Here is a 15,144-nt window from a genome sequence, read left to right as displayed (position 1 = left end):
CTACTTGAACTCGGTGCGCGGCACGGCCACCCACTCCTCGGGGATGTCGCCGCGCGGCAGCTCCAGCACGAAGGTGGAGCCCTGGCCCGGCGTGCTGGTGGCCTTCACGGTGCCGCCGAAGGCCTCCACAATCTGCCGGGTGATGTAGAGCCCCAGCCCCAGGCCGCCGTAGTGCCTGTCGCTCACCGCGCGCTCGAAGCGCTCGAAGATGCGCGGCAGGTCCTCCGCGGAGATGCCGATGCCGCAGTCCGACACCGTGAGGCGCGCCAGGCGGCCGTCCGCCTCCACGCGCACGCACACGGGGTGGCCGGCGCCGTACTTCAGCGCGTTGGACAGGAGGTTCGTCACCACCTGCTCCAGCCGCAGCCTGTCCCACAGGCCCACCACCGTCATGGGCGCGTCCAGCTCCAGCGAGCAGTTGAGCTGCGTGGCGGACGGGGCGAAGCGGTAGAGGATTTCCGCCACCACGCTCGCCAGGTCCATCTCCTCCAGCTCCAGCTTCAGCCGGCCCGCAGTGATTCGCGACACGTCCAGCAGGTTGTCCACCAGGCTCGTCAGCTTGCGCACCTGGCGCTGCACCACGTCCAGCGTCTCCGACACGCGCTCGGCGGACACCGGCAGGCCCTTGGCGGCGAGCGCCTCCATCTGCCTGTGCAGCAGCTGCACCTTGAGGTGCAGGGGTGTCAGCGGCGTCTTCAGCTCGTGGCTGGCGATGCCCAGGAACTCGTCGCGCAGGCGCACCGCCTCGCGCGCCTCGCGCAACAGCCGCGCGCTGTCCACGGAGAGCGCCGTGCGGCGGGCCAGCTCCTCCGCCAGCCGCTCCTCGTCGTCGGTGAAGTCGCGCGCCTCGTCCGAGCGGAAGAGGGCCAGCGCGCCGATGACGCGCCCGCGCGCCACCAGCGGCACGCCCAGGTAGCAACGCAGCCCCAGCGCACGGGGCACCGCCGCGTCCTCCGCGCCCTCCGGCGTGTCCGACAGGCGCCGCCGCTCCGTCCGGCCCGTGTCGAACATGGGCAGCACGCTGCCCGGCACCAGCGGGTCCGGCGGCTGCCGGCGCAGCAATTCCACCAGCAGCACGTGCCGCTCCGGCTCCGCGTGTACCGCGGCCACCGCGCGCAGCGGCTCGGCGGGAGCGACCAGGTAGAGGACGCCCGCGTCCGCCAGTGCGGGGACGAGCAGGCGCAGCAAGGGCTCGACGCGCCCCTCGGCATCCAGCGCGGCGCCGAGCAGCGCGCCCGCCTCCGCGAGCAGCCGGGCGGCGCTCGCCGCGTTCAGCCCCAGCCGGGGCTCCTCGCGCGTGCGCATCAGCGCCCCGGCCGCGTGCCCGTCCCGGACACACAGGGGCACCACGGAGCCCTTCAGCACCACCAGCGTCCCGTCCGGCCGGCGCAAGCCCCAGCGCCCCTCCTTCACCCATTCACCCGCCAGCGCGCGCATCAGCGGCGACACCTCCAGCGCTCGTGTCGTATCCTCGGGACGGACCCAGGCACACCCGGGGAGACGGCCCTCCTCCAAATGCTCGGGCGGGGAGATCCGAAATTGCCGGCCCGCCTCACCATTGAATGCGAGCACCCGGCCCTTCAGGTCCACCAGGACAAGAGCGTCCCCGGCCTGCTCGAGGAGCAGGCGCAACACCGCATCATTCAGGAGGGCCTCTGCGCCTTCCTCGGGGTCCAGATGGGTCATCGAGAGCCAGGCGTTTCCAGAAGACATGAGAGACGTCCTCGCACGACAGCCATGGTGGCATCCCCGCCCATCCGGAAGGAAGACGACGGCCGTCGTGTCACGCTCAACAACGGAAGGGGTGCCGCCGAAGTCCCGGGGTCATTCCTGGCCCTCTTGCTTGCAGGGCAGAAAATCCAGAATCGTTGCGAAATTATAGAACGCCCGGACGCCCCCCGTCCGAGCGGCGCGGTGCTCATCCTCGAGTCTCATCATGCAGAAGCCGCACTCCAGTCCTGACTGGAGCTCCAGCGAGAGTCGCTACCGGCTGGTCATCGACAACCTCAAGGAGGTGGTGTTCCAGACGGACATGAAGGGCGCCTGGACGTTCCTCAACCCCGCCTGGACGGAGATGACGGGCTTCACGGTGGAGGAGGTGCTGGGGACGCCCTTCCTGGAGTTCCTCCATCCGGACGACCGGGAGCGCGCCACGAGGCTGTTCGCGCCGATGGTGGCGCAGCAGGTGGAGTCCGTCCGCACGGAGGTGCGCTACCTCACGCGCACGGGCGGCACCGTGTGGGTGGAGGCGTTCGGCCGGCTGATACAGGGGGACGACGGCGAGCTGCTCGGCGTGGCCGGGACGCTCAACGACATCACCGAGCGAAAGGCGGCGGACAGCGCGCTGGCGCGGCGCGAGCGCTACCTCACCGCGCTGGTGGAGATGCAGCAGCGGCTGCTGACGACGCCGGACGGGGGAGACCTCTACGGGCCGGCGCTGGCGCCACTGGGCCAGGCGGCGGGCGCCGGCCGCGTGTACGTGTTCGAGACGCACCACGGGGAGGACGGGGGGCTCCTGTGCAGCCAGCGCGCGGAGTGGTGCGCGCCCGGGGTGAAGCCGGAAATCGACAACCCCGACCTCCAGAGCCTGCCCATGGACCTGGTCCTCTCGCGCTGGGTGGAGACGCTGGGGCGCGGGGAGGTCGTCGAGGGGCTGGTCGCGGGCTTCCCGGAGAGCGAGCGGGCGCTGCTGGACCCGCAGGGCATCCTGTCCATCGTCGTGCTGCCCATGCGCGTGCAGGGCGTGCTGGTGGGGTTCATCGGCTTCGACAACGTGGCCGAGGCGCGGGCGTGGGACCGGCTGGAGGTGGACCTGCTGTCGGCGGCGGCGGGCGCCATCTCCGTGACGCTGGAGCGGCGCGAGTCGGAGCGGGCGCTGCGCGAGCGGGAGCGGCGCTTCCGGCAGCTCGCGGAGAACGCGTCCGACGTGCTGTACCTGTACCGGCGCGAGGCCCCGCGCGGCTTCGCGTACGTGAGCCGGGTGGCCCACGCCAAGCTGGGCTATGACCCGGTGGCCCACTACGCGGACCCGGAGCTCTGGTACCAGCGCGTGCACTCCGAGGACCGGGCGCTGCTGGAGCAGTTGCTGGAGGCGCCGCAGCCCTTCCATGGCGCGCCGGTGGTGGTGCGCTTCCTCCACCCGGACGGGCGCACGCTGTGGCTGGAGCACGTGGTGGCGCCGGTGTTGGACGCCTCCGGACGCGTCGTGGCGGTGGAGGGGCTCGCGCGCGACATCACCGAGCGCCGCGAGGCGGAGGAGGCGCTCAAGCTGTCCGAGGCCAGCTTCCGCGCGCTGCTGGAGGGCGTGCCGGACGCGGCGGCGATTGAGCGCGACGGGCGCATCGTCTACGCCAACGCGGCGCTCGTCACCACGCTGGGCTTCGAGCGCGCGGAGCAGCTCACCGGGCGCCAGTTCACCGAGTTCGTCAAGGACATGCGCGGGCCGGGCGGCACGCGGGCCGGGGCGCTCACCGGGGAGCGGCGGATGGTGCGGCGCGACGGGCGCACGCGGGTGGCGGAGGTGGTGTCGCTGCCGCTGCGCTTCGACGGGCAGCCGGCGGTGGTGTCCATTGCCCGCGACGTGACGGAGCAGCGCCAGCTCCAGGCGCGGCTGACGCTGGCGGACCGGCTGGCCTCGGTGGGCACGCTGGCGGCGGGCATCGCCCACGAAATCAACAACCCGCTGGCCTTCGTGCTGTCCAACCTGGGCTTCATGGCCGAGGAGTTCCGGCAGAACCTGCCCCCGGGCGACGGCGCGGTGGCGCTCCAGGCGCGGCTGAAGGGCGAGCCGGATTTGGGCGAGTGGCAGGAGGTGCTCAGCGAGGCGTGCGAGGGCGCCGAGCGCGTGCGGCAGATTGTCCGCCAGCTCAAGACCTTCTCGCGGCCGGACGAGGAGCGCGTGTCGCCGCTGGACATGCACGCGGTGCTGGATTCGGTGGCGATGATGGCGGCGAACGAAATCCGCCACCGCGCGCAGCTCAAGCGGGACTACGGCGACATCCCCCCCGTCATGGCGAACGAGGGGAAGCTGAGCCAGGTGTTCCTCAACCTCGTGGTGAATGCGGCGCAGGCCATCCCCGAGGGCGCGGCGCACCGGCACGAAATCCGGCTGGCCACGCGGCGAGACGGGCACGGGCGCGTGGTGGTGGAGGTGCAGGACACCGGCGTGGGGATTCCTCGCGAAGTCATCGACCGCATCTTCGACCCGTTCTTCACCACCAAGCCGGTGGGCGTGGGCACGGGGCTGGGCCTGTCCATCTGCCACAGCATCATCAGCGGGCTGGGCGGCGACATCACCGTGGAGAGCGAGCTGGGCCGGGGCACCGTCTTCAAGGTGGTGCTGCCCACCACGGAGCCGGAAGCCCGGCCGAAGCCCGCGGCGGCGGAGCCCCGGACGCCCCGCGCCGCGCCGCGCGGCCGGGTGCTGGTGGTGGACGACGAGCCGGCGGTGGGGCGCGTGCTGCAGCGCATCCTCCGCGAGCACCAGGTGGACGTGGCCAACAGCGGGCGGCAGGCGCTGGAGCTGCTCGAGCGGGGGCCGGAGCCGGACGCGGTGCTGTGCGACGTCATGATGCCGGACCTCACGGGCCGCGACGTGTACGAGGCAGTGCGACGCGGGCGCTCGGGGCTGGAGGGCCGCTTCATCTTCGTGTCGGGTGGCGCCTTCACCACCGGCGCGCGCGAGTTCCTGGCCAGCATCCCCAACCTCCTCCTGGAGAAGCCCTTCGACGAGGGCCGGGTGCGACACGTGGTGGACGAGCTGGTCCGGCGGCGCCAACCGGCCCCGGAGGCCTGAGAAGGCCTGAGCCGTCGCGGGCGCAGGGCATCGGTCATCAGGAGGACCCTCCTCCCGCTGACCGATGCGCGCGGGGCGGCAACCAGGGGAACGTGAGCCCACTCGCTTCCCCTCACACCCGAGGTCCTGAATGAACCGCACCCTGCTGCTGCTGGCCGTCGGAGGGCTGCTCGCCGTGGGCGCGCTGGTGGTGGGCAAGCCGCCCCCGCCGCCGCTCCCGCCCGTCACCGACACCAGCCACACGGTGGCGCAGCCGAACGAGCCGGAGGCCACGGTGACGCTGCCGCTCGCCACCTCCACGCCCAAGGACGGCGCGCTCACCCTGTCCGGCAAGCTGTCCGGCGCGTACGTGCAGTCGGGCCCCAGCGAGGTCTTCGCGTGGCTGGAGCTGAAGGCCCGCCCCGCCGAGGCCGGGCGCCGCGTCCCCGTCAACCTCGCGCTGGTGATTGACCGCTCCGGCTCCATGTCCGGGCAGAAGCTGGCCGACGCGAAGCGCGCCGCCACGGAGCTGGTGAGCCGCCTCTCGGCCGAGGACCGGCTGGCCTTCATCGACTACGGCACCGACGTGAAGGTGCTCCCCAGCCGCCTGGCGACGGAGGAAGTGCGCCGCGAGCTGATGCTGGCCATCTCCCAGCTGCACGACGACGGCTCCACCAACATCAGCGGCGGCCTCACCGAGGCGGCGCGCGCCCTGCGCCCGCACCTGCGCGAGTACCGCGTCAGCCGCGCCATCCTCCTGAGCGACGGCCAGCCCACCGCGGGCCTGGTGCGGGAGGAGGACCTGTACGGGCTGGTGCGCTCCATGCGCGACGAGGGCATCACCGTGAGCGCGCTGGGCGTGGGCGGGGACTTCCAGGAGGGGCTGATGCGCGGCATGGCCGAGCGGGGCGGCGGCTTCTCCGGCTTCATCGACGACTCGGCGCGGCTGGCGGAGGTGTTCTCCCGCGAGCTGGACCAGGCCACCAGCACCGTGGCCCGGGGCGTGGAGCTGGAGCTGGTGCTGCCCCCGGAAGTCACCACCGCGGCGGTGCTGGGCGTGCCCTCCACCCGCCAGGGCAACGTGCTGAAGGTGCCGCTGTACGACTTGTCGGGGGACCAGTCCGTACAGATGGTGGTGAAGCTGACGCTCCAGACGTCCGGCGTCGGCGGGGCCCTGGACGTGGTGAGCGCCCGCGCCCGCTACATGGACGTGGCCAGGGACGTGGCGGCCGACACGGGGCTGAAGCTGAGCGCCCAGCTGACGACGGACGCCGCCCTGGTGCGGGCCAACCTGGACCGGGACGTGCGCGTCCATGCGACACGGGCGTTGGGCACCCAGCACATGGTGGCCGCCGCGGAGGAGATGAAGCGCGGCAACCGGCAGGCGGCGCGTGGGCTGCTGGACAACGCCCGGAAGATTTTCGGCACGTCCGCGTCGGCGCTCTCGGGGGAGCTTGCGGACCTCGACCAGACGGAGGCAGCCTATGGGAATGCGTCCGATGAGGAGGAGATCCGCCGCGAGTCGCGGAACCTCTACAAGAAGACGATGAAGAACTTCGGCCAGAACAACTCGTACTAGTCAGGACGGTGCACCCATGGCCCTCTCCATGCAGTTCCTCCACCGTGAGGAGTTCGAGTCGCGCACGCTCCGGGCACTGGGGGGCGCGGCCTGCATGGGCGTCCTCGGGGCCGTGGCCCAGCGGCTGAACTTCCCCCTGGAGCCGGGCTACTTCGCGGTGGTGGCCGCCGCGCTCGCGGGCGCGAAGGTGGCGCCCCAGCACGCGGTGGCACTGAGGCTCGCGCTGGTGGTGCTGCCGGCCGTGCCCTTCTTCTTCGACACGGTGGAGCCCATTCCCCAGAGCCTCGCGGGTGCGACCGCCGCGGCGCTGGTGGCGTGGCTGGGCAGCGGCAGCGACAAGCCGGGCAAGCCCTTCCCGGTGGCCGCGAGCGCCGCCGCCGCGGGCGTGCTCGTCCCGCTGGCGCTGTTCGTCCAGCAGGTGCTGGAGGCGCGCTTCGTCGGCACCCGGGGGCTCTTGCCGGTGCTGGTGGGCTTCCTCACCGTGGCCCTCTTCTGGGGCATCGGCACGCTGCCGGCCAACGTGGTGATGGAGCTGGACGCCGTGGAGGCCCGGGGCCGGCTGCTGGCGGACTCCCTCAAGGGCGAGGCCCGCGAGCTGGCCGCGCGCGCGCTGGGCCTGTACCGCCAGTGCAAGGCCGTGGTGCTGCGCATGCCGGCCAGCGCCGGGCGCCTGGAGCTGCTGGGCGTGGTGGAGAAGATGGCGTCGGAGAGCTTCTCCATCGCCGAGGCCCACGCGGGGCTGGAGGCGCAGCTCGGCTCGGTGGTGGCCAACGACGTGGACGCGCAGGTGCGGGAGCTGCGCTCGCGCGCCGCCGCCACGCAGGACTCGGTGGCCCGGCGCCAGCTGGAGCTGGCCGCGTCGTCGCTGGGTGAGGAGCTGAACCACCTGGACGCGCTGACCCGCCGGCGCGAGCGGCTGCTGGCCCAGCTCCACGCCCAGGTGGCGCTGCTGGAGCGGGCCCGCGTGTCCTTCGTCGGCGTGCAGGGCAGTGAGATGGGCGCCAAGGGCGCGCAGGCGGCCCAGCTGGCGCGCCGGCTGAAGAGCCTGGGTGAGGACTCCACCGCTCCGGCGTCCGAGGACGCCGCGCCGGTGGCGCCGCCCCAGGGCACGCGCGTCGCGCCCTGAGTCGTCTCAGGAGACGCGGCGCGCGCGGGCTTCCCCTCGCTTCGTGAGGGGTGGCCTCGGGCTACTTCTTGGAGGCGCGGCCACCGCTCCGCTTGCGCGAGGGGCTCGCCTTGTGGACGACGCGCGGCGTGTGGAGCTGATTGGCGATGCGCTGCTCAATCGCCTCGCGCGTGCTCCGGGCCACGACGAGCGCGGCCTCGATTTCCTCGCGCACCCGCGAGGCCTGCTCCTCGGCGGCGGCGCGGTACTCCGACGTCGTCCGGCGCAGGGCAATGCTGCCCCGGTCCGCCGCCGTGTTGGTGTTGGCGTTGGTGCTGCCCCCGCCCCTGCCCACGCGTGGAGCCGTGCGCCGCGAGCGCGTCTTCCGGCCCGTCGTCCCCTGTTGTGCCTTCTCCGCCATCGGCGTCTCCTGGAAAGTCGTTTCGGCTTCCCGGAAGGTGGGACGCACTCGGGCACCAGGGAAGCCCGTCCCTGGGTCGCACGCTCCGCGAGCAGGCAGACACACGCCTACCCTTCCTCCCCTCACGGACTGGACCTACGAAGACCTTCGTTGACATCTACGAATGCGTTCGTAATATAGGCGTCGAGAGGGTGCCTGATGAGCGAGACGAAGCTGCCGCGTCCGACGGATGGAGAGCTGGCCATCCTCCGGGTGCTGTGGGAGCGCGGAGACAGCACGGTGCGCGAGGTGCACGACGCGCTCACCCGGCACGAGCCGGAGGGCACCGGGTACACCACGGTGCTCAAGCTGATGCAAATCATGACCGAGAAGGGACTCGTGGAGCGCGACGAGTCCCAGCGGGCGCACGTTTACAGGCCGAGGGCCACGGAGCAGCGGACGCAGCGGCAGCTGGTGACGGACCTGGTGGACCGCGCGTTCGGCGGCTCACCGGCCCGGCTGGCGATGCAGGCGCTCTCCTCGAAGAAGACGAGTCCCGGGGAGCTGGCGGAGCTGCGCCGGCTGCTCGACACGCTGGAAGGAGCGGAAGAATGAGCAGCCTCCTGTTGGAGTCCCTGGGCTGGGCCCTGCTGCACTCACTCTGGCAGGGCGCGGTGGTGGCGCTGCTGCTCGCGGTGGCGCTCGCCACGGTGGGCCGGCGCGCGGCCCATGCGCGCTACGGGCTGGCCTGTGGAGCGCTCGTGCTGACGCTCGCGCTGCCGGTGTTCTCCGGCTGGCGGCACCACTCGGAGGCCTCCGTCACACCCGCGCCCACGGTGGCGCGCGTGCCCCGGAGCGCCGCGTGGGCCGCGCCTCGGCTGGGCGTGACGGCGCCGGGGGTGGCGGTGCGCGGCGTATATAATGATACGGGGCCGCGCGCGGAGGCGCCGGTGGCCGTGCCGCTGCTGGAGCGGGTGCGCTCGGCGGTGGCGGACCACCTCCGCTGGCTGGTGCTGGCGTGGGTGGCGGGCGTGGGGCTGTGCTCGGGGCGGATGACGGCGGAGTGGGTGAAGCTGCGCCGGCTGGCGCGCTCGGCCCGGCCGGCGCCCGTGGAGTGGCAGGAGCGGCTGGACGCGCTGGCGCGGCGGCTGGGCCTGGAGCGCGCGGTGCGGCTGCTGCAGTCGGCCTCCGTGGATGTGCCCGCGGCGGTGGGCTGGCTGTCTCCGGTGGTGCTGCTGCCGGTGTCCGCGCTGTCCGGCCTGTCCACGCGCCAGCTGGAGATGGTGCTGGCGCACGAGCTGGCCCACATCCGGCGCCATGACTTCGCGGTGAATCTGGCGCAGGTGCTGGTGGAGACGCTCCTCTTCTTCCACCCCGCGGTGCACTGGGTGTCCCAGGTCATCCGCGTGGAGCGCGAGCACTGCTGTGACGATGTCGCCGTGGCCGCCAGCGGCGGGGCCGTGTCCTACGCCCGGGCGCTGACGGCGCTGGAGGAGCTGCGCGTGCTGCCTCCGGCGAACAGCCCCGCGATGTCCGCGCTGGGGGGCTCGCTGCCGGAGCGCGTGCGCCGACTCATCACCACGCCCGCCACGCGCTGCTCGTCGCGCTGGGTAGCCGGAGCGTCGGTGCTCACCCTGGCCAGCAGCCTCGCGGTGGCCGCGCCCCTCACGTCGCTGGTGCTGGGCCGCGCGGAGCCGGTGGAGACGTCCGTGAGCGCCACGGCGTCCCAGGATGATGTCGATGATGTCCTGGGGCCGACCGCTCCGAGCGCACTGGGACTGGGACGCGTGGGCGTGATGCCCCCGGTGGGCGGCCCGGCCATGTCCCCGAGCTCACTGGGACGCGCGGGTGTGATGCCGCCGGTGGCGCCCGTCGCTGGCACCCCGCTCCCCCCGGCGCCGCCTTCCGCGCCCGGTGCGCCGTCGAGCCTCGCACCTCCCGCGCCTCCCGCCCCGGCGGGTGTCGCCTTCAGCGCGGCGCCGAACGCGCTGCCTCTTCCACCCGCGCTCCCCCTGGCCCTGGCCGCGCCGGCTCCGGTGCCTGCCCCTGCCCCCGCTCCCGCGCCAAGGCCGGGCGGGCGTGACTCCGACGACGAGGACGAGCGCACGCGGGTGGGCTCGGGCCAGCCGCTCTCCGTGGACCAGCTGGTCGCGCTGAAGGTGGCGGGCGTCACGCCGGCCCGGGTGCGGGAGCTGGAGTCCATGGGCTACGCGCCCACGGTGGCCAACCTGGTGGCCATGGGCCACGCCGGCGTCACCCCCGAGTACGCCAAGGAGATGAGCACCCGGTTCGGCAAGAAGCTGGACGCGGAGGACCTGGTGGAGATGAAGCACCTGGGCGTCACCCCGGCGTACATCGAGACGCTCAAGGCCGCGGGCTTCACCACGAGCGACCCGGACGACCTGGTGCAGGCGCGCGCGGTGGGCGTGGACGAGGGTTACATCCGCGAGCTGAAGAACGCCGGCTACACGGGGATGCCGCTGGAGGACATCGCCGAGCTGCGCGCGGTGGGCGTGGACGCGGCCTACATCCAGGCCCTGGGCCAGCGCGGCCTGTCGAAGCTGGCGGCGGAGGACCTGACGCAGCTGCGCGCGGTGGGCGTCACGCCCGAGTGGCTGGACCGCATGCGCGAGGCCGGTGTGCAGACGAAGGACGCCGAGGAGCTCACCGAGCTGCGCGCCATGGGCGTGAGCCCCGAGTTCCTCCGCGAGCTGCGCGATGCCGGCCTGAAGGACCTGTCCGTCGACGAGCTGGTCCGCCTGCGCGCGGGCGGCGTCGACTCCGAGTTCATCCGGCGGATGCGCGACTCGCGCTCGAAGTGAGCCCGCGCTCCGCCCTGTAGCCCCACCGCTGTCTTCCATTTCCCCCTGCCCTCACGGCCGCGTCCCACCGGACGCGCGCCGGACGGGCGGGGTCTGCCCGAAGGAGCCCACCATGCGTCGCCTGTCGTCCCTTCCCCTCGTGGCCGTGCTGCTCGCGACCTTCTCCGCCAGCGCGGCGTCGGAGGTGCGCGGCACCTGGACCGCCTCGCCCGCCCGGAAAGACACCCAGGAAATCCAGCTCCAGCTCCACCACCAGAACGAGCGCGGCAACATGGGCTTCAGCGAGCCCCGGTCCGCCTTCCAGGGCCTGTCCACGAATGACGGCGCCGCCTCCTTCACCCTGCCGCGCGAGGCCGGCACCCTCAGCTTCGAGGGCCAGTTCAAGGGCGGCGAGGGCGCGGGCCACTACCGCTTCACCCCGAGCGAGGCCTACGCGAAGGCCATGGCGGGCCTGGGCTACCCGAGCCTGTCGCCGGATGACCACTTCAAGCTGGCCGCCACCGACGTCACCACCACGCGCATCAAGGACCTGGCGGCGATTGGCTACAAGAACCTGTCCATGGACGAGCTGATGCAGGTGGGCATCTTCGACGTGACGCCCGCCTACGTGAGCGAGCTGGCGAAGGCCGGCTACGAGAAGCTGACGCTGGAGCAGCTCGTCGCGGGCCGCATCCACGGCGTCACCCTGGCGCGCGTGCAGGGGCTGGCCGGGGCGGGCTTCGCGAAGCTGGCGTGGGACGACGTGCTGGCCATGAACATCCACGGCGTCACGCCCGAGTACATCCGCGAGGTGCGCGCCCTGGGCTTCAAGGACCTGGACGGGGACGAGATTGTCGCCTTCCGCATCCACGGCGTCACCCCGGCCTTCGTGAAGGAGATGCGGGACGCGGGCTTCAAGGACGTGGACGCGGACGGCTTCGTCGGCTTCCGCATCCACGGCGTCACTCCGGCCTTCGTGAAGGAGATGCGCGAGCAGGGCTTCCCCGACATCACCGATGAGCAGCTCGTCGCCTTCCGCATCCACGGCGTCACCCCGGACTTCGTGAAGCGGATGCGGGCGGCGGGCTACACCCGCATCACCCCGGACGAGCTGGTGTCCCTGCGCATCCACGGCATCGACGAGACGTTCATGCGCGCCATGTCGGGCGGCGACGGTGGGGCGAACCGGAAGAAGTAGCCGCGGGAGTAGCGCCCGCTTCCGGACTCAGCGGGCGCCGCAGGCCTCGGAGATGGCCTTCCGTGCGCCGTTCACCACGGTGGCGCGAGTGGACATCACCGTGGTGAGTCCCTCCAGCCTGTCGGCCGGGCTGCCCGCGTCGATGCCTGCGTCCGTGAGCTCCCGGCGCCGCGCTTCGGCGACCTGGGCCCAGGCCTCCGCGAGCTCGTCGATGCTCGTGTGGTAGCGCGCCACGGCGAGTCGGAGGCTGGCGTCCTGGATGTCCAAGGCGCGCAGCTCCGCGCTGACCTCTCGCAACCGCCGGGTGTGGCTGACGATGGACTCCGCGTCCTGGAAGTGGTCGTGGAAGCCATCCACGACGCGAACCTCCGCCAGCACACGGGACTGCACCGTGGCGCACTCGTGGTCCTTGCGAGGTAAGCAGGCAGAGCCCGTCCCGAGCCACAGGGCCAGTCCCCAGACTCCGAGTCGCCCCGCATCGCGAGGACGGGCGCACCGGCGCACGCGGGGAGCCGACTGCCATTGATTGACGAGTTCCACCAGCACGGGCCAACGCTCGCCGTGAGTCCTTCCCCTGTCAAATCCAGACATGCGTGCGAGGGCCATTCCGTTTGGAATCGTCCTGAACCCTGACCTGGGCTCGCACTGAAAGCGCAGGCGCCCGGGAGCATCCCAGCGCTGGCTGGACCGCAAGGATTTGGCGAGCACCAGCGCTGGAGCAGGCGCGGAGGCGGGCTCGGAGGCGGGGGGGCAATCGGAGCCGCGGGCACGGGAAGCCGAGCGAGGTGGGCCGCGAGCCCACCGTGGAGTCCCTCGCGGAGGCGGGCGGCAGGCACCGGGGCGCTCAGTCAGGTCGGGTGTCCGCTCCGCCACGGAGCCCGGCGCTGGCGGGCTGACGGGCGCGGCGACTGCTCGCCAGCGGGCATCCCGAGCGTCCTCCGGAGAACGGCGAAGGTGGGGCGGCGTGCGCGGAGCTGTGCGCGGCAACAGCTTGGACGCAGGTCGATGGTGGGGGTGGGAGGGGTCGAATGTTCACGCTTCGTATTGCCTGCGCCGGGCTGCTGTTCCTGACGGCGTGTGCCTCATCCAACAAGTCCGTGGCTCCGGCCCGCGAGTCACGCGCGTCGGCGCCCCGCCCGCCGGAGCGCGCGCCGTCGAGCTCCTACGGCTTCGGCCCGGAGGACCCGGTGCGCGTGGGCTGGGGGAACGAGGGGTTGATGGCCTACCTCCAGCTGCTGCGCGGGCCCGAGGGCCAGCGCATCGCCTGGCGGCGCATGGGCCCGAGCGGCGGGCTGGAGGTGTTCGAGGTGACGTATGAAGGGCTCGCCGCCCCCGTCCAGCTCTACCTGGACCCGCGCAACGGCGATGCCATCCGCGCGCCCTCGGGCTTCACCATCGAGGGCCTCACGTCCCGCGAGCCGATGGTCCCCGAGAAGAAACCCGGGGTCATCGAGCTGTAGCCACTCACTCCAGCGAGGGCGCGGTGTCGCCCGGAAGCAGCACCCCGCGCGCGAGCGACACGGGAAGGCCGAGCCGCAGGAAGCGGTCGTGGAAGTCCTTCAGCACGAAGGTCTCCCCGCGCGCTTCCAGGTGGCGGCGGTAGTCCTCGCGCAGCTTCAGTATCTGCATGCGCCCGAGCGCGTAATAGAGGTACGTCGGATTGGACGTGCCCCGCTCCACTTCGCGCAGCGCGGGGAAGGGCTCGAAGTACGCAATCTCTGCGTAGCGCTTCGCCACGTCCTCCAGCGGCTCGCCGTACACGTGCAGCGCGAGAGCCGCGTACCAGCGGGCGTGGCGCTGGAGCGCGCGGCGGAGCTGTCCCAGGCGGATGTTCGGGTCGCCGTTGCCCAGGCCCTCGTCCACCATCATCTGCTCGGTGTAGTGGGCCCAGCCCTCGACGACGGACGCGGGCGAGAAGACCTTGCGCACGTCCGTGGGAATCTTCGACTCGTAGAGCAGCTGCACGAAGTGGCCCGGAATGGCCTCGTGCACGGAGATGCCGAGCAGGCCCGCGCGGTTGAAGTACGTCAGGTGCTGCGCCTGCTGCTCCGGCGTCCAGCCCGGCTCCACGTTGGTGATGTTGTAGAAGGCCTCCGTCGCCTGCTTCTCGAAGGGGCCGGGCGAGTCCATGGACGCGAAGCCCATGCGTGCATACGGCGGCGTCTCGCGCACGGTGGGCAGCTGGTCCGACGGCAGCGTCAGGATGTTCCGCTCGCGCACGAAGCGCTGCAGCTCCACCAGCTGCGCGCGGGCCGTGGGGATGAGCTGCTCCGCGGAGGGGTGGTCCTTCACCAGGGCGGCCATCACCTGCTCGGGCGTCTTCTTCGGGTCCACCCTGGCGGCCTCGCGGGCGACCCAGGCCTTGTACTCGCGGATGGCGCGCTCGTTGATGTCGCGGAGCTGGTCCGCGCTCAGCGTCACGTGCTCCTCCAGCGCCAGCTTCTTCTCGAAGCGCTCGCGGCCCAGCTTGTAGTCCCCGTCCGCCTTCGGCAGCAGGTCCTGCTCCAGCCACGTCACGTAGCCTTCCAGGTGGCGGGCCGCCTCCTCGCGCGCGGTGGTGAAGGCTTCGCGCTCGGCGGGGGCGAGCTGGGAGAAGCCCTGGGCCTCCAGCGCCTTCGGCAGGTCCGCGCGCAGGAACGTCACGGTGCCGCGAGCGTCACGGAGGGCGAGCTGGGCCCACAGCTTCGGCACGCCTTTGAGGTTGGCCTTCGCCGCGCCGAGCACCGCGGGGATGTGCGCCATGCGTGAGCGCAGGGAGCGCAGCCGCTCGGCGACGGGAGCGAACTCGCGCGAGGACAGGCTGGACAGGCCACCGGAGATGAGCCCCACGTAGAAGCCAGGGTCTCTCTGCCAGGGGCGCTCGTCCTCCAGCTCCGCGAGGTCCGCGCGGATGGCATTCTCCAGCACGCGCACGTCCACGGCGGAGTCACCGGTGAGCGTGGCGTGGTCCACCTGCTCCAGGCGCACCCGCCAGGCGCGGAGGGCCGTGGCCTTCCGGCCCAGCGCCTCGGCGGAGACGTCCGGCAGGTGGGCGTCGTGCATGTGGAAGCCGAGCCGCGTGGCGCGGGTGGGGTTCGCCGCGGCGTACCAGTCGAGGTACTCGCGGGCGACGCGGGCATACGCGGCCTCGGCCGCGGAGGAGGCCGTCGGCATGGCGGAGGACTCCGGCCCGGTCCGCGAGCGCGGGGCGCAGGCGGAGACACAGGCCAGCAGGACGAGGGCGGTATGGAGGCGCACGGGGACTCGGGTCATGGGAGGCCCACAGTGTCGGCGCTCGGGCGCGCCAA

11 protein-coding genes are annotated in these 15,144 nt (G+C 72.4%); 7 read left to right on the top strand and 4 right to left on the bottom strand.

Translation table 11 applies throughout. The features are described 5' to 3' along the window. Complete coding sequence (locus G4D85_RS11485; protein ID WP_164011090.1) at nucleotides 1-1,713, bottom strand: sensor histidine kinase; 1,713 nt, start codon at nucleotides 1,711-1,713, stop codon at nucleotides 1-3. A 223-nt stretch (nucleotides 1,714-1,936) separates the two neighbouring features. Here G4D85_RS11485 and G4D85_RS11480 point away from each other — a divergent pair, with 223 nt between their 5' ends. The 3 genes from G4D85_RS11480 (at nucleotide 1,937) to G4D85_RS11470 (ending at nucleotide 7,479) form a co-directional block, all read left to right on the top strand. Then, nucleotides 1,937-4,795 carry a PAS domain S-box protein gene (locus G4D85_RS11480; RefSeq protein ID WP_164011088.1) on the top strand — a complete coding sequence of 953 codons (2,859 nt, stop codon included), beginning with the start codon at nucleotides 1,937-1,939 and terminating at the stop codon, nucleotides 4,793-4,795. A gap of 130 nt (nucleotides 4,796-4,925) precedes the next feature. Then, a complete protein-coding gene (locus G4D85_RS11475) occupies nucleotides 4,926-6,353 on the top strand; it encodes a vWA domain-containing protein (protein ID WP_164011087.1) in 1,428 nt (475 codons plus the stop codon). Nucleotides 6,354-6,369: 16 nt separating this feature from the next. Beyond that, nucleotides 6,370-7,479, top strand: a complete 1,110-nt coding sequence (locus G4D85_RS11470; RefSeq protein ID WP_164011085.1) for a coiled-coil domain-containing protein — start codon at nucleotides 6,370-6,372, stop codon at nucleotides 7,477-7,479. Nucleotides 7,480-7,540: 61 nt separating this feature from the next. Here the strand turns inward: G4D85_RS11470 and G4D85_RS11465 are convergent, their stop codons facing one another. Next, nucleotides 7,541-7,879, bottom strand: coding sequence for a hypothetical protein (locus G4D85_RS11465; protein WP_240359213.1), 339 nt, complete (start codon nucleotides 7,877-7,879; stop codon nucleotides 7,541-7,543). Between the two features lie 198 nt (nucleotides 7,880-8,077). On the opposite strand from G4D85_RS11465, the gene G4D85_RS11460 reads away from it, so the two are divergent. The 3 genes from G4D85_RS11460 (at nucleotide 8,078) to G4D85_RS11450 (ending at nucleotide 11,857) form a co-directional block, all read left to right on the top strand. Beyond that, nucleotides 8,078-8,473 carry a BlaI/MecI/CopY family transcriptional regulator gene (locus G4D85_RS11460; RefSeq protein ID WP_164011083.1) on the top strand — a complete coding sequence of 132 codons (396 nt, stop codon included), beginning with the start codon at nucleotides 8,078-8,080 and terminating at the stop codon, nucleotides 8,471-8,473. Further along, nucleotides 8,470-10,680, top strand: a complete 2,211-nt coding sequence (locus tag G4D85_RS11455; RefSeq protein WP_164011081.1) for a M56 family metallopeptidase — start codon at nucleotides 8,470-8,472, stop codon at nucleotides 10,678-10,680. The genes G4D85_RS11460 and G4D85_RS11455 overlap by 4 nt, the downstream gene beginning before the upstream one ends. A gap of 112 nt (nucleotides 10,681-10,792) precedes the next feature. Then, nucleotides 10,793-11,857 (top strand): 4-hydroxy-3-methylbut-2-enyl diphosphate reductase, encoded by a 1,065-nt coding sequence (locus tag G4D85_RS11450; RefSeq protein WP_164011079.1) that lies wholly within the window; start codon nucleotides 10,793-10,795, stop codon nucleotides 11,855-11,857. 27 nt (nucleotides 11,858-11,884) lie between these two features. On the opposite strand, the gene G4D85_RS11445 is transcribed toward G4D85_RS11450, so the two are convergent. After that, nucleotides 11,885-12,247 (bottom strand): hypothetical protein, encoded by a 363-nt coding sequence (locus G4D85_RS11445; RefSeq protein WP_164011077.1) that lies wholly within the window; start codon nucleotides 12,245-12,247, stop codon nucleotides 11,885-11,887. Between the two features lie 638 nt (nucleotides 12,248-12,885). Between G4D85_RS11445 and G4D85_RS11440 the strand changes: the two genes are divergently transcribed. Further along, nucleotides 12,886-13,317 carry a fibril protein gene (locus tag G4D85_RS11440; RefSeq protein ID WP_240359212.1) on the top strand — a complete coding sequence of 144 codons (432 nt, stop codon included), beginning with the start codon at nucleotides 12,886-12,888 and terminating at the stop codon, nucleotides 13,315-13,317. A 4-nt stretch (nucleotides 13,318-13,321) separates the two neighbouring features. Here G4D85_RS11440 and G4D85_RS11435 read toward each other — a convergent pair whose 3' ends face one another. Next, nucleotides 13,322-15,109: a DUF885 domain-containing protein gene (locus G4D85_RS11435; RefSeq protein WP_164011075.1), complete on the bottom strand. Its 1,788-nt coding sequence runs from the start codon at nucleotides 15,107-15,109 to the stop codon at nucleotides 13,322-13,324. Nucleotides 15,110-15,144 lie beyond the last annotated feature (35 nt).

Origin of the sequence: Pyxidicoccus trucidator (genome assembly GCF_010894435.1) — a bacterium.
Classification (GTDB): Bacteria; Myxococcota; Myxococcia; order Myxococcales; family Myxococcaceae; genus Myxococcus; species Myxococcus trucidator.
This window is presented reverse-complemented; position numbering and strand designations above follow the sequence as displayed.

Coding starts and splice junctions, on each gene's coding strand:
- G4D85_RS11435 (WP_164011075.1), bottom strand. CDS start 15,109: ATGACCCGAGTCCCCGTGCGCCTCCATACCGCCCTCGTCCTGCTGGCC.
- G4D85_RS11450 (WP_164011079.1), top strand. CDS start 10,793: ATGCGTCGCCTGTCGTCCCTTCCCCTCGTGGCCGTGCTGCTCGCGACC.
- G4D85_RS11480 (WP_164011088.1), top strand. CDS start 1,937: ATGCAGAAGCCGCACTCCAGTCCTGACTGGAGCTCCAGCGAGAGTCGC.
- G4D85_RS11465 (WP_240359213.1), bottom strand. CDS start 7,879: ATGGCGGAGAAGGCACAACAGGGGACGACGGGCCGGAAGACGCGCTCG.
- G4D85_RS11475 (WP_164011087.1), top strand. CDS start 4,926: ATGAACCGCACCCTGCTGCTGCTGGCCGTCGGAGGGCTGCTCGCCGTG.
- G4D85_RS11460 (WP_164011083.1), top strand. CDS start 8,078: ATGAGCGAGACGAAGCTGCCGCGTCCGACGGATGGAGAGCTGGCCATC.
- G4D85_RS11455 (WP_164011081.1), top strand. CDS start 8,470: ATGAGCAGCCTCCTGTTGGAGTCCCTGGGCTGGGCCCTGCTGCACTCA.
- G4D85_RS11485 (WP_164011090.1), bottom strand. CDS start 1,713: ATGTCTTCTGGAAACGCCTGGCTCTCGATGACCCATCTGGACCCCGAG.
- G4D85_RS11470 (WP_164011085.1), top strand. CDS start 6,370: ATGGCCCTCTCCATGCAGTTCCTCCACCGTGAGGAGTTCGAGTCGCGC.
- G4D85_RS11440 (WP_240359212.1), top strand. CDS start 12,886: ATGTTCACGCTTCGTATTGCCTGCGCCGGGCTGCTGTTCCTGACGGCG.